General features: G+C 67.9%; 12 protein-coding genes and 1 tRNA gene. 7 read left to right on the plus strand and 6 right to left on the minus strand.

Features of this window, described 5'->3' with window-relative positions; translation table 11 throughout:
* The first annotated feature begins 14 nt into the window (after positions 1-14).
* Both RS86_RS13395 and RS86_RS13400 read left to right on the plus strand, forming a co-directional pair.
* Entirely contained in the window at positions 15-551 is a 537-nt protein-coding gene (locus RS86_RS13395) for a gluconokinase (RefSeq protein WP_235281777.1), read from the plus strand.
* A gap of 96 nt (positions 552-647) precedes the next feature.
* A complete protein-coding gene (locus tag RS86_RS13400; protein WP_082076778.1) occupies positions 648-1,382 on the plus strand; it encodes a GntR family transcriptional regulator in 735 nt (244 codons plus the stop codon).
* A gap of 6 nt (positions 1,383-1,388) precedes the next feature.
* Here RS86_RS13400 and RS86_RS13405 read toward each other — a convergent pair whose 3' ends face one another.
* On the minus strand, positions 1,389-2,240 hold the full coding sequence (locus tag RS86_RS13405; RefSeq protein WP_045272748.1) for an SDR family NAD(P)-dependent oxidoreductase: 852 nt from the start codon (positions 2,238-2,240) through the stop codon (positions 1,389-1,391).
* Positions 2,241-2,374: 134 nt separating this feature from the next.
* On the opposite strand from RS86_RS13405, the gene RS86_RS13410 reads away from it, so the two are divergent.
* The 4 genes from RS86_RS13410 to RS86_RS13425 all read left to right on the plus strand — a co-directional run bounded on the left by RS86_RS13410 (position 2,375) and on the right by RS86_RS13425 (position 6,233).
* Positions 2,375-3,016, plus strand: coding sequence for a hypothetical protein (locus tag RS86_RS13410; RefSeq protein ID WP_052680264.1), 642 nt, complete (start codon positions 2,375-2,377; stop codon positions 3,014-3,016).
* Between the two features lie 114 nt (positions 3,017-3,130).
* Positions 3,131-3,203: transfer RNA gene (locus RS86_RS13415), tRNA-Arg, on the plus strand.
* Between the two features lie 449 nt (positions 3,204-3,652).
* On the plus strand, positions 3,653-4,906 hold the full coding sequence (locus RS86_RS13420) for a hypothetical protein (protein ID WP_052680265.1): 1,254 nt from the start codon (positions 3,653-3,655) through the stop codon (positions 4,904-4,906).
* Positions 4,899-6,233 carry a DUF4041 domain-containing protein gene (locus RS86_RS13425; RefSeq protein WP_045272751.1) on the plus strand — a complete coding sequence of 445 codons (1,335 nt, stop codon included), beginning with the start codon at positions 4,899-4,901 and terminating at the stop codon, positions 6,231-6,233. Before RS86_RS13420 ends, RS86_RS13425 begins: the two co-directional genes overlap by 8 nt.
* 374 nt (positions 6,234-6,607) lie before the next feature.
* Here the strand turns inward: RS86_RS13425 and RS86_RS13430 are convergent, their stop codons facing one another.
* The 3 genes from RS86_RS13430 to RS86_RS13440 all read right to left on the minus strand — a co-directional run bounded on the left by RS86_RS13430 (position 6,608) and on the right by RS86_RS13440 (position 9,820).
* Positions 6,608-7,462, minus strand: coding sequence for a hypothetical protein (locus RS86_RS13430; protein WP_152642175.1), 855 nt, complete (start codon positions 7,460-7,462; stop codon positions 6,608-6,610).
* 380 nt (positions 7,463-7,842) lie between these two features.
* A complete protein-coding gene (locus tag RS86_RS13435; protein ID WP_052680266.1) occupies positions 7,843-8,556 on the minus strand; it encodes an alpha/beta hydrolase in 714 nt (237 codons plus the stop codon).
* Positions 8,557-8,620: 64 nt separating this feature from the next.
* A complete protein-coding gene (locus tag RS86_RS13440) occupies positions 8,621-9,820 on the minus strand; it encodes a trans-sulfuration enzyme family protein (protein WP_045272754.1) in 1,200 nt (399 codons plus the stop codon).
* Between the two features lie 112 nt (positions 9,821-9,932).
* Here RS86_RS13440 and RS86_RS13445 point away from each other — a divergent pair, with 112 nt between their 5' ends.
* On the plus strand, positions 9,933-10,361 hold the full coding sequence (locus tag RS86_RS13445; protein ID WP_045272755.1) for an Lrp/AsnC family transcriptional regulator: 429 nt from the start codon (positions 9,933-9,935) through the stop codon (positions 10,359-10,361).
* A gap of 16 nt (positions 10,362-10,377) precedes the next feature.
* On the opposite strand, the gene RS86_RS13450 is transcribed toward RS86_RS13445, so the two are convergent.
* Together RS86_RS13450 and RS86_RS13455 are read right to left on the minus strand one after the other, a co-directional pair.
* Complete coding sequence (locus tag RS86_RS13450) at positions 10,378-11,793, minus strand: aldehyde dehydrogenase family protein (protein WP_045272756.1); 1,416 nt, start codon at positions 11,791-11,793, stop codon at positions 10,378-10,380.
* Positions 11,790-12,845, minus strand: a complete 1,056-nt coding sequence (locus RS86_RS13455) for a homoserine dehydrogenase (RefSeq protein WP_045272757.1) — start codon at positions 12,843-12,845, stop codon at positions 11,790-11,792. The genes RS86_RS13450 and RS86_RS13455 overlap by 4 nt, the downstream gene beginning before the upstream one ends.
* Between the last annotated feature and the right edge of the window lie 201 nt (positions 12,846-13,046).

The raw sequence follows: 13,046 nt of genomic DNA on the forward strand, positions 1-13,046 counted from the left end.
TCGGGGGACGGGCGATGATGACGACGCAGACGGTTCCGCCGACGATCCTCGTCGTGATGGGGGTCTCCGGATCGGGCAAGAGCACGCTGGCCGGAGTGCTGGCCGGGCGCCTGGGCTGGGCGCTCGAGGAGGGGGACGACCTGCATCCCGCGGCGAACGTCGCGAAGATGGAGGCAGGGATCCCGCTCACCGACGAGGATCGCCGCCCCTGGCTCGAGCTGATCCGCGAGTGGATCGTCGCGAAGCAGGAGGCCGGTGAGCCGGGCGTCGTGACCTGCTCGGCGCTGCGGCGCAGCTATCGCGAGATCCTGGCCCGGCCGGGTGTGGAGTTCGTGCATCTCGAGGGCACCAAGCACGATCTCGCCGAGCGGCTCGGCCGCCGGCTGGGGCACTTCATGCCGGCCTCGCTGCTGGATTCCCAGCTCGACACGCTCGAACCGCTCGGGCCCGACGAAGCGGGCTTCGTCGTCGACGCAGCCCTGCCGGTGCAGGACGCCGCCCAGCAGGTGCTCGACTGGCTCGACGAGCACGGGACGCCGACCAGCCCCTGACGGAGCCCGGGATCCGCCGAGCGCGGCGGCCCCGGTTCCGCTCCCGGATCCGGGCTCACAGCTTGCTGCCGGGCGTGTCGGTGCCACAATGGCCCCATGGGGAACGCGGGCAGCGTGGAGCTCGAGTCGGCCAGGGTGGTCCGGCTCCTGCGCGACTCGATCCTGTCCGGGCAGCGCCGATCCGGTGACCGTCTCATCGAGCGGGACATCGCGGACGAGCTCGCCGTGAGCCGGCTCCCGGTGCGGGAGGCGATCCGGCAGCTGCTCACGGAGGGGATGCTCACCGCGCGTCCCAGGTCGTGGGCCGTAGTGCGCCAGTTCACCGAGGACGATGTGCGCGACATCGCTCAGGTGCGCGACGTGCTGGAGGTGCTCGTCTTCGAGATCGCCGCGCTCCGGCACACAGCGGACGGGATCGCGAAGGTCGAGGCGGCGCTCGAGCGCGAGTTCGCGGCGGCAGGGGTTGGGGATGCGGCCGCGGCGCGCACCGCGGGGGCGGAGTTCCACCTGATCATGGCGGAGCTCGCCGAGAACGCGACGGTCAACGAGATCCTCGGCATGATGCGCGGGCGTCTGCTGCTGCTGTTCAAGGACCACGACGACCTGATCGCAATGGCCGAGGATCACGCCCGCATCTTCGAGTCGTTCGCGGCACGGGACACGGCGACGCTGCGGCTGCGCGTGCAGCGCCACCTGCGGGCGGGCACCACGACGGCCCTGCGCAAGCTCGCGGCCTACAACGCCGAGACGGCCGCGATCCGCGCACGTGCCGCGGCCGCGCGCGACGCCGTGTCGATCGAGCGCGAGGATGCATCCGTCGCCGGCGAGTGACGCCGGTCAGCGCGGCGACATCGGCGTCGTCGTGTCGATCGCCTCGCGCAGCGGACGCCGCATCGGCGCCCAGTAGCGCACGGGGGCGAGTCGGACGAGCGCGTCCACGAGGCGCGTCTCCCTGCCGACCAGGGTACGGGCCCTGCGCTGCAGCGTGGCCCGCACGATGCGCTCCGCAGCGTCGGACGGCTCCATGTGGTACATCGCGGCCTGCGCGGCGGCGGCCCGTCCCGCGACCCCCGGATCGATCGAGGAGGCGTAGCGCCCGTGCAGGATGATGCCCGTGCGCACACCGGACGGATAGACCGCGCCGACCGTGACCGTCGACCCCTCGACCTCGTGCATGAGGGCCTCGGAGAACGCGCGCACGGCGAACTTCGTCATGGAGTAGGGGATCCGGCCGCCCGGAGAGGCGAGCGCGTAGATGCTCGCGATGTGCGTGATGTGGGCGGCGGGGGAGCGGCGCAGAGCGGGCAGCAGTGCCTTGGTGATGGACACCGTGCCCCAGAGGTTCACGTCCATCAGCCAGCGCATCTCCTCCATCGTGAGCTGGTCGAGGGATCCGAGCATCGAGGATCCGGCGCAGGTGATCAGCGTCTGCAGCTCGGGATGCGCGGCCTCGATCTCCTCCCCGATCGCGGCGACGGCGTCGTCGTCGCGCAGGTCGACCGGATGCACGGTCACGGTGCTGCCGGCGGCGCGCAGCTCATCGGCGACGAGGGCGAGCCCCGCCCGGTCGCGGTCGATGAGCGCGAGGTTCGCACCGCGGCGCGCGAGCGCTCTGGCGGTGTCTGCGCCGATGCCATGGGCGGCGCCGGTGATGGCACTGCTGCGCCCTGATGCGTCGAGAACGGGCAACGCTCCTCCTACCGCTGCGCCCTCGCACGCTTCATCGCATGCGTCGGGTGGGCGCAGACGCTGGTCCCATCCTGCCTCATGGTCCTGCTCTTGCGGAACGGGAACCGGTACGCTCGATGTCAGAGGAGGTCGGAGTGGGAAAGAGCGCGGACGCCATCGCCGAGGGCGTGGCGATCGCCACGTCTGCCGCCCGTCTGACCGTCAAGAACCACATCCTCGTGGGCACGATCGCGCAGGGCGGGTCCTTCGACGTCGCCAAGTACATGAACGACGCGCGGGAGGCGCTGCTCGCGCTCGCCGCGGAGTCGGAGGAGGCGGCGGAGCTCGCCACCAAGCTGCGCAAGCGCGCGCACGGCCGGTACTCCGATCCGCACGGCACTCACGACTACCGCGACCGCGATGTGCGCAACCTCAAGCGCCGCGCGAAGCAGTCCTCGGCGGTCGCGGATCGCCTGCGCGAAATGGCGGAGGACGGGGAGACGCTGCGCTTCCTCGTCGAGGCCGCCCGCGCCGCCGCGTGGGGCGACGTCGCCGGCAACCTGCAGAGCCGGCTCACGGTCGAGGCCATGCGGCCGGACGAGGATCCCGACTACGCGACCATGCGCGAGGCCCGGATGCAGGCGCTGCGGCTCGTCGACCTGCAGGCGCTCGCCTCCGATCAGCGCGCGCGCCGCAAGAACCGCGAGAAGGCCGACAAGGTCGCGGAGAAGGCCGACAAGGCTGCCGCGAAGGCGGCGGAGCGCGAGGAGAAGCGCACCGCGCGGCAGCTGCGCTGACGGCCGCCACGCCCGGCGGTCCCGCTCGTGGCGCTCCCGATTCGCGTTCCGGGCCGGCTCTGAGGTATTGTTGACGAGGCCCGCGAGAGCGGGCGGTCTTGTGAAAGACCGGATGCGCCTGTAGCTCAATGGATAGAGCATCTGACTACGGATCAGAAGGTTGGGGGTTCGAGTCCCTCCAGGCGCACACTGTGTTGAGACAGTAAGAAACGGCTCGCTTCGGCGGGCCGTTTCGCCTTTCCCTGAGAGATCACCGCTCGTCCGCCGAGCCGGCCGCGACCGCCTCGATCACGGCGACGAAGCCCGCCGGATCTTCCTTAGCTGATCGCGAATCAGTTGACTTCCTCGCGGGCATTCGGCGCGGATCCGCGTGATTCTGCAGTTGGCTGGCAGGAGCCGTGGCCTCGGGGCGGGTTGGAATCACTCACGTATGCGCGCACGACCCGGCGGGTCTCTGGCGTCGTCGAGGGTCAGCTCGGGCGCTCACCCTGCTGTGCACAGCGCTTCGCTCGCCTGCTCCTGCGATCGCATTAGTACGTCCGACCCAACCGATAGTCTGAGTTTTCTGCAGCGAGTCGAGCGTGAGCAAGTCATCAGTCATTGTCGGCTCTGAACCGAGACTGGGGAGATGGTCGAATGGCGCGACGGCGTGGATTCTTTGCCGAGATGCAGCATCAAGCGAGGATCGCGGAGCAGCGCCAGCGGCAGGCAGCTCGTGAGCACTCCGCCGCGGTCAGGCGTGCGGAGCAGGCTCAGCGGGCGGCGGAGCGCGCACGAGTGGCGGCCGCGCGCGCATCAGAGCAGGACCGTAAGCGTCTTGAGCGCGAAGCCGCGCTCGCGCATGTCGAAGCGCGTCAAGCGGAAGTCGAGGAGCTGAACTCGACACTTCAGGACAGGTACCAGATCCTCGACAGTCTGCTGACAGCAACGCTTGACGTCGATGATTTTGTCGACCTCGAGACCCTCCGGGTATTCGCGGAACATCCATCCTTTCCCCGATTGGATCTGAAGGTTCCAGTTCCCGCGCCGAAGCCCATCCCGGACCCGCCACTCCCGGTCAAGCGGGAGCCAGAGGCTGTGAAGGGGCTGTTCGGTCGCAAGCAGAAGACGGCCGAGGCGCAAGAAGCCGTTGAACGTCAATACGCGGAGGACTACTGGGCCTGGACGGCGGCGACGGAGGAGCTTCCCGCTCGTCGGGCCGCTCAGGACGCGGCGCACAACGAAGCCGAACGACGCAGGGAAGAGCAGCTCGCAGTCGAAACCGCAAAGTACGAGACTGAATGCGCGGCGCGAGAGGCAGAGGCGAAAGAGCAGAACGAGGCTCTCGATCAGCTAATCGCCGGCCTGGGGTATGGAACTGCTGATGCGGTGAAAGAGTATGTCGAGATCGTCCTCGCGAACTCTGTCTACCCCGAGGACTTCCCCGTAACACACAGCTCCGTCTTCGAGCCGAGTACTTCTGAGCTCTTCGTCAGCGTGCGCATTCCCGGGCCGGAGACCGTGCCCACGATCAAGCAGTACCGCTATGTCAAGGCCAACGACGAGATCACGCCGACGGCGGCAACGCAGAAGGACGCGAAGGATCGCTATGCCACGATCGTAAACAACGTCGCCTTGCGGACGATCCACGAGGTGTTCGAAGCCGATCGGCGTGGACTGATTCGGAGCATCTCGCTCGAACTCGGCACAGAGACGATCAGTCCGGCGACGGGTCAGCCGCTGTACGTACCCTTCGTCGCAGTTGCGGCCAACCGTGAGCAGTTCAGCGGGCTCGATCTTCGCGCCGTTGTGCCAGCCGCTACATTGGCCCATCTCGGCGCCGCCGTGTCGAAGAACCCCCAGGGACTGGTGCCGATCGCATCAGGCGGCATTCGGCGCGGAAATGAGTGAGCCAGCGCTGAGGTTCAATCCCCCACCAGGATGGCCGAAACCGCCAGCAGGCTGGGTGCCGCCTCCAAGCTGGACGCCGGATCCCGCGTGGCCGACTCCGCCTGAGGGATGGCAGCTGTGGATCGGTGACGATGGAGAGAGCAGCGAAAGGGCACCGGAGCTGGCAGGCGAACCCGAGGTGAGAGTTCGCGAATCAACTACACCCGAGGAACTATCCTCGTCAGGCTCCGCTCGCGTCGCGTATCTGGAAGCGGAGATCGCGTCGCTCAAGGCTCGGCTCAGGAGCAACGCCGAAGACGATGCCATTGAGCTGAACGACGCACGCGTTCTTCAAGAGGTTGGCATCTACCGCTACCACCACCCTCTCGAGACGGCAGCCGCGTACCAGCAGCGCCTTGAGCTGATCGGATTGCGCATTGCCGAGCTAGTGAAGAGCGCACGCGCGATCATCAAGTCGGAGCTGTTCAGTTTTAACAACTCGCTTGCGCAAGGCCGTCGGATGACCGGTGATCTGTCCAAGCTGATGCTCCGCGCGTACAACGCGGAGGCTGAGAATGTCCTGCGCACTCTTCGGGCGGGGAACACCGTTATCGCGAAGAAACGGCTCGAAGCCTCCCGTGCGGCGATTGCAAAGCTGGGCTCGATGATGGAAATGCGAATCAGCGACGAGTTCCATGCGCTCCGCATCGAGGAGCTCGAACTGACGGCTGACTGGCTCATGAAGAAACAAGAAGAGAGGGAAGCGCAGCGAGAGGAGCGTGCCCGCCTTCGTGAGGAGAAGCGGGTCGAACGTGAACTCGCAGAGGAGCGTGAACGCCTCGACAAGGAGCGCGCGCATCTGCTCAACATGCTCGCCGCCCTCAAGGAGAAGGGTGAGTACGACGAGGCTCTTGCCCATCGGCTCGGCGAGGTGGACGAAGCGATCGCGCAGAACGACTTCCGGGCCGCAAACATCCGTGCTGGCTACGTTTACGTGATCTCGAACGAGGGCGCGTTCGGCAAGAACGTAGTCAAGATCGGTCTTACACGGCGACTTGAACCTCGCGAGCGGATCTATGAATTGGGAGGCGCGTCGGTGCCCTTCCGGTTCGACACGCACACACTGTACTTCTCAGAAGACGCAGTCTCGCTGGAAGCGGATCTTCACAGGCACTTCGCGGATCGCGCGCTCAACCGCGCGAATTCGCGCAAGGAGTTCTTCTTCGCCACACCTGCAGAGGTTCGCGATGTCCTCCTAGAGAAGGTCGGGAACATGCTCGAATTCACCGAGCATGCCGACGCGACTGAGTACAGGCAGTCGGTCGGGCTCTGGCCGCGCCAGGAGTAGCAGCTCGACTTGCGAGCGAGCGCAGACAACACCCGCCCGGTCGACGTCGATGTTCCGTCGCTCGTCTGCGACTTCGTCGGTCTTCGCGTTCTTGACGACCTGCATGGCAGTCTTGGAGATCTCGCGGGCGGCGCGCACCCACCTGAGAGTGACGGGAAAACCCTGCATCGAGCAACGATCCCGGAGCGAAGTCAATCATCTCCACCGCCTTCTTTTGGTCTTGCGCGAGACCAGCCCACGAGACGGCCCGCCACGATACATCGCCGTTTAGGGACCGTGATGCGATGCCGGAGACCATCTCAGCTCGGGCTTCCCAGGCGAGTGTGTTGCCGTCTTCGAATGCAAACTGGAACACCGCCACCGCTTGCAGTCGTCTACGGCGTTGGCGTTGGCGTTGGAATGAGGGTGCTGAACCATTTTGCGAGGGCGTCGCCGCCGTCGAACGCCACGCCGCTCGTGCAGAAGAGCGCGACGACTCCAACCCCAACGGCGAGCACCCAGACCCAAAGCTGAACAGCCCATCCGTTTGTCCAGAAAAGCGAGAGCCAGAACCAGCGCGGACGACCATAGGACGCGATGTACACACCGGAGATGCTCGCCAAGCACAGCGCAATGAAGACGACGAGCATCAGGAGGCAAAGGAATGCCCCGATCATCTGGTTTGCTACCTGTTGGAATTCGCCAGGTGGGGCCTTGAAGAATGCTCCGATCGCACCGTACTGCTCGACACGTGCGCGGAGGCGACCAACAGCATCACCATGCAGAGGCGCGTTTTGGAGCCAGTATGCGTTGAACCACCCGGTAGTCCAAAGCACCGAACTCAGCAGAATCCGCCACACGACTGAGCGACCATCGACGCACTTCTTGGCCCAGAAGACGACGAACGACAGCATCGTGCCGACGAAGACGACCGCGGAGAACAGCACAAGTGCATACGCGATCTCGCCGACGTACTGCGAGTACCTGGCAACGGCGACGACCAAGCCGAACATCATGAAGAAGGCCATGGCCCTCTCTGCATCCGGGTCGTTAGACCTGCGACGCGGGCGCGACGCTCTCCGCAACCGCCACGGCGTCGCCTTACGGGCAATTACGAGTGCGTCGTTGAGTGAGCGCCGTTGCCCTGCAACAGGAAGTGCAATCATGTCGGCAAACGCTGAGCCGACGATCACTCCGGGGACGATCAGTGCGAGTGCGGACACTACTGCGAACCAGGTCGGCGGCGTCACCAGTCTCGCCCTCCACCCCTGCGAACAAAGTTCAGAAGAAACGACGCGACCGCTCCCAACGCCATCGCACCAACGCCGATCAACACGTCCCACGTGTGCTCAGCCAGAAACGTTTGCACCGGCACCCTCCTTTGACTTGGTCCAACAGCCCCCGGCCATGCCCCCAGTATCGGCGGCATGGCGGACATTGCCTCCGGCATGCCGCGCCAGCTGCGAGGTTGTTGGCTGGAAGAGTCTTAATCGTTACCGCGGGAACGCCACCAACTGGTCGTCGCGCGAGTCCAGCCGGAAAGAACCTCGGCCCCACAAAAGACCCACACTGTGTTGAGACAGTAAGAAACGGCTCGCTTCGGCGGGCCGTTTCGCTTTTCCCGGGTGGATCACCGCTCGTCCGCGGAGCCGGCGGCGACCGCCTCGATCACGGCGACGAAGCCCGCCGGATCCTCCTGGAAGGGCGCGTGGCCTGTCGGCACCCGCACGATCTCGGCTCCGGCGCGGGTCGCGAGGAGCTCCTGGAAGGGCGGTGGGACGAGCACGTCGTTCTCGGTGAGCACGTATGTCGCCGGCTTGCGCTTCCACGCGACGCTGCTGACCTCGCCCTGGAGCGACGCGAGGGACTGCGGGCGGAACATGTCGGCCAGCTGCTCGGCGGCTTCGGCCGGTGTTCCGGGCGGGAAGTCTGAGCTCACCATCGCGATGCGCGCCGCGCGATCCCGTCCCAGAGAGACCTGTCCGTCCTCGACGTGCCAGAGCTCGGGGAGCTCACCGCCGAGGGAGCTCTGCACGCTCTCGCCGGCGTCGAGAACGAAGGCGGCCACATAGACGAGGTGCTGCACCGCGGGATGATCGCCCGCCTGCGTGATCGGCACGCCCCCGTAGGAGTGACCGACGAGAATCACGGGGCCCGGCATCGCATCGAGCGCCGCGGTGACCGCGGCCGCGTCGGCGGCCAGACCGGCGGTCGACCCCGTCGAGGGCAGATCGAGGGCCTCCACCTCCCAGCCCCGCTCGCGGAGCAAGGCCACGGCGTCGGCGAATTCCCAGGCGCCCACCCAGGCGCCGTGGACGAGCAGGATGCGGGGACGATCGGTCATGCGCAACAGCCTGGGCCCAGGCCACGGCCGCCACCATCCGTAGGATTGCCGAATCTGCGGGCCTTCAGCGGAACGTGGCGTCGAGCGCCGCGCGCAGATCCGCGAGCAGGTCGTGCGTGTCCTCCAGCCCGACCGACAGGCGCAGGTGACCCAGCCTTCGGAAAGGCTCCGGGTATGTGGACACGCGGCCTCCCTCGGTCCCCGTGTGCACGATGAGGGAGTCGTCGTGTCCGAGCGAGAAGCCCGAGGTGATCAGGCGCAGGTTCGCGACGAAGCGGTTCTGCACATCGGGGCCGCCGTCGACGGCGAAGGCCATCATCCCGCCGAACGCACCGTCGAACTGGCGGGCCGCGAGCTCGTGCTGCGGGTGCGAGGGCAGACCGGGGTAGTAGATGTAGGCGACGCGGGGGTCGTCGGCCAGGAGCTCGGCGATCGCCTGCGCCGACGCGAGGTGCTGACGCATCCGCAGCGGCAGCGTGACGGATCCGCGCTGGATCTGCCACGCGTTGAACGGCGAGATGATCCCGCCCACGTCGACCATCGCATCCGCCTTGATCGGCTCGATCAGCTCATGCCGCCCGATGACGGCCCCGCCCATGGCGTCGCCGTGCCCGTTGATGTACTTGGTCAGGGAGTGGACGACCAGGTCGGCGCCGTCCCGGAGGGGGCGGTAGCAGGGCGGGGGCGTGTAGGTGGAGTCGACCATGAGGATGGCCCCGGCGCCGTGCGCGATGTCGGCGATGGCCGCGACGTCGGTCACCTGCGTCGTCGGGTTCGCCATCGCCTCCACGCACACGAGGCGGGTGTTCGGCCGCATCGCCGCCCGCACGGCGTCGTGGTCGGTGATGTCGACGAACGTCGCCTCGATGCCGTAGCGCTGCGGCAGCAGCTCCGTCCACAGCCGCCAGGTCGCCTCGTAGGTCACGTCACTCACGACCACGTGGTCGCCCACACGGACGTGCGTGAAGAACACGGCGTGCAGTGCCGCGACCCCCGACGCGAGCGCGACGGCGTCCTCTCCGCCCTCGAGCGCGGCGAGCTTGTCCTGCAGCGCCTGCTGGTTGACGCCCGTGTTGCGCGTGTAGAGACCCGGCGCGGTCGCAGACCAGCTGATCTCGCTCGGATCCTCCGGAAGGAGATAGGAGTTCGCCATCACGAGCGGCGTCCGCAGGGCCTTGGTCGAGTCGACCTGGATACCGGCATGGACGGCGAGGCTCGCGTCCGACAGGGTGGCGGGGCGCGTGCGGTCGGGACGTTCCGTCATGGAGTCCTCCTGGGTATGGGCGATGGTCGTGGTCATCGCGCTGGCATTACGCTAACGTGTGATATCAACATCAGCAATTGTCTATATTGCACATGAATGAAGTAGGTGCAGCGTGGATGGGACGGACCACCGCATCCTGGCGGAGCTGACGGCGGACGCCCGCGTCGCCCTCGTGGAGCTCGCGGCCCGGGTGCATCTGTCGCGCAACGCGGTGAAGCAGCGGATCGAGCGCATGGAGCGCGACGGCGTGATCGCGGGGTACACCGTGGTGCGCGGAGCGGCGGCGGCACGACGCGTGACCGCGATCGTGATGGTCTATCGCACCGATCGCATGCGCGGCGCGCACGTCGTGACGGCGCTCGAGCGGATCCCCGAGGTGGTGCGCTGCGACATCCTCTCCGGCGAGTTCGACCTCTTCGTCACCGTGCGGGCGGACACCATGGACCGGATCGGCGAGATCTGGGAGATGATCGCCGCCCTGCCCGGCGTCGAGAACACGGTCACGTCGCTGTCGCTCACTCGCGTGATCGACAGACCCTGATCGGCGCCGCCCCGGGTCAGGTGCTGATGCACACCACCTTGGGCTGGGTCAGTTCCTCGTAGGCGAACCGCACGCCTTCCCGGCCCATGCTGCCGTGCTTCGCACCCCCGAACGGCATGCTGTCGACACGGTAGTCCGAGGAGTCGTTGATCATCACGCCCCCCGCCTCGATCTGCTCCGAGACGCGCAGCGCCCGGGTGAGATCCGCCGTGAAGACCCCGGCATGCAGGGCGTAGTCGGTCTCGTTCGCCAGGGCGATCGCCTCCTCCTCGGTGTCGAAGGGAGCGAGCGCCACGACCGGGGCGAATGCCTCGTCCTGCCACAGCGCGCAGGAGTACGGCACCGCATCGAGGACGGTCGGCCAGTACACCGAGCCCTCGCGGCGGTTCCCGGCGAGCACCTGGGCTCCGACCGCGACGGCATCGTCGACGAGACGCTGCGCGCGCTCGGCGGCCTCGACCGTGATCATCGGGCCGACATCCGTGCGCTCATCCGTCGGGTCGCCGGCGACGAGCTCCCTCGTGCGGGCGACGAAGGCGTCGCGGAAGCGCTCGTGCACCTCGCGCTGCACCAGGATCCGCTGCGCTCCCACGCAGTTCTGGCCCGCGGCCCAGAACGCGCCAGAAACGCAGGCCTCGACCGCCGCCGGGATGTCGGTGTCCGCGAACACCAGGACGGGGGCGTTGCCGCCGAGCTCCATCGCGAGCCGCTTCAGCCCTGCGCTGCGCGCGATGGCCTCGCCGGTCGCGAACCCGCCGGTGAACGAGATCAGCCGGACGTCGTGCGCGGCCACGAGCGCCTGCGCGACCGCAGGGTCGCCGTGGACCGTCGTGATGACCTCTGTCGGCAGGCCGGCTTCGACGAGCAGGGCGACGAGGAACTCCGCGGTGAGCGGGGCGAACGGGGAGGGCTTCAGGATGACCGCGTCCCCCGCGGCGACCGCCGGGCCGAGCTTGTGCGCGACGAGGTTGAGCGGGTCGTTGTAGGGCGTGATCGCGACGATGATGCCGAGCGGCTCCCGGGTGAACCAGCCGCGGCGCTTCTCGGATCCCTCGAAGGCGTCGAAGGGGATCACCTCGCCCGCGTGCGACCGCGCCGTCTCGGCGGAGAGGGACAGCGTCGTCACCGCGCGGCGCACCTCCTTGCGCGCCTGCCGGATGGTCTTGCCGGCCTCGCCCACGATGAGCGCGGCCGCGTCGTCCGCCCGGTCGCGGAGCAGACCCGCGGCGCGGTCGAGGATCTCGTGTCGGGCGAAGCGGGACAGCGTGCGCGAGATCGCGAAGCCGGTGCGCGCCCGCTCCAGGATCCCTGCCACGTCGCCGGGCGCGCTCTGCCGGACGGATCCGATCGCCCTGCCGTCGAACGGGCTGTGCACGGCCAGCGCCGCAGCTTCCGTCACGTCGTGCGGTACCGCGATGGCGGGCGCGCTCATCGGGTCGCCTCGGCGAGGGCGCGCTGGTGCGCGTCGATCGCGATGATGTCGGAGAGGAGCGCGTACGCGGTCTCCATGCGACCGGCGCCGGGACCCGAGACGGTCACGGTGCCGAGCAGATCCGTGTCGAAGGACACGGCGTTCATCGGCCCCGAGATGCCGGCCAGCGGATGCGTCGAGGGCAGTGCGACGGGCTCGACCGTGGCGACCACCTCGCCCGCGTCATCGCGGCGGGCGGTGCCGATCAGCTTCCAGCGCTTTCCGTCGGCGGCCGCTTCGACGATGTCCTCCTGGGTGATGCCGGAGATCCCGCGCCGCTCGACGTCGGCCGTCGTGATGTCCGCGCCGAGGATCTCGTTGGCGAGGATCACGACCTTCAGCTGCACGTCGGATCCTTCGATGTCGGCCGTCGGATCGGCCTCGGCGTAGCCGAGCGCCTGTGCCTCTGCGACGGCGTCGGCCAGCGTCATGCCGGTCTCCATCCGCCCCAGCACGTAGTTGCTCGTGCCGTTCAGGATCCCCTGCACGGCCGAGACCCGAAGGCCCGGCAGAGCATCGGACGCGAAGCGGAGCACGGGCGTGCCGCTCATCACGGAGCCCTCGTACTCGAACCGCACGCCCTGCGCGTCCGCGATGCGGTTGAGCTCGGTCCCCCTGAGCGCGACCGGACCCTTGTTCGTCGTCGTGACGCTCTTGCCGCTCTCCAGGGCCGCGCGCACGTGCGACACCGCGGGCTCGCCGTCCACGGGGTTCGTGAACGTCGCCTCCACGACGATGTCGGCCGTGGTGCTGCGGATCACGTAGTCGTTCTGCGGCACCGCGACACCGCCGGTGAGTCCGGCGAAGGTGGCGCCATCGGCCATCCCGAGCACGGCGCCGAGATCGATGCCGTCGGACTGCATGAGCGAGCCGAGGCGCAGGTCGGTGATCGCGACGACGCGCAGCGCGAAGCCGAGCTCGTCCGCGAGCCCCTCTCCGCGGTCGTGGATGATCTCGGCGAGGGCGCGGTTCACGCCGCCGAAGCCGATGAGGGCGAGGTCATGACGATTCACGTCGTGCTCCTTCGATGCTCGGAGGGGGTGGGCAGGTCGCGATCCATCCTGAGCGCGCGGGGTGTCGGTGCGCGCCTGCCCGATCGTCCGAGCGCACTGCCGTTGTGCCCACCGCGATGACGTTTCGCCCGAATCGGCGATCAGCGGCGGGCGAGCCCCGGGAACGGTTGTGCGGGCGGACTCCCTCGCGGTAATGTCCGG

This window comes from Microbacterium azadirachtae (assembly GCF_000956505.1).
Taxonomy (GTDB): Bacteria; Actinomycetota; Actinomycetes; order Actinomycetales; family Microbacteriaceae; genus Microbacterium; species Microbacterium azadirachtae_A.

What these genes read in the sequence shown, in the direction of transcription:
- RS86_RS13435 (WP_052680266.1), bottom strand. Translation starts at nt 8,556, where the DNA reads ATGACCGATCGTCCCCGCATCCTGCTCGTCCACGGCGCCTGGGTGGGC.
- RS86_RS13440 (WP_045272754.1), bottom strand. Translation starts at nt 9,820, where the DNA reads ATGACGGAACGTCCCGACCGCACGCGCCCCGCCACCCTGTCGGACGCG.
- RS86_RS13425 (WP_045272751.1), top strand. Translation starts at nt 4,899, where the DNA reads ATGAGTGAGCCAGCGCTGAGGTTCAATCCCCCACCAGGATGGCCGAAA.
- RS86_RS13420 (WP_052680265.1), top strand. Translation starts at nt 3,653, where the DNA reads ATGGCGCGACGGCGTGGATTCTTTGCCGAGATGCAGCATCAAGCGAGG.
- RS86_RS13395 (WP_235281777.1), top strand. Translation starts at nt 15, where the DNA reads ATGATGACGACGCAGACGGTTCCGCCGACGATCCTCGTCGTGATGGGG.
- RS86_RS13450 (WP_045272756.1), bottom strand. Translation starts at nt 11,793, where the DNA reads ATGAGCGCGCCCGCCATCGCGGTACCGCACGACGTGACGGAAGCTGCG.
- RS86_RS13400 (WP_082076778.1), top strand. Translation starts at nt 648, where the DNA reads ATGGGGAACGCGGGCAGCGTGGAGCTCGAGTCGGCCAGGGTGGTCCGG.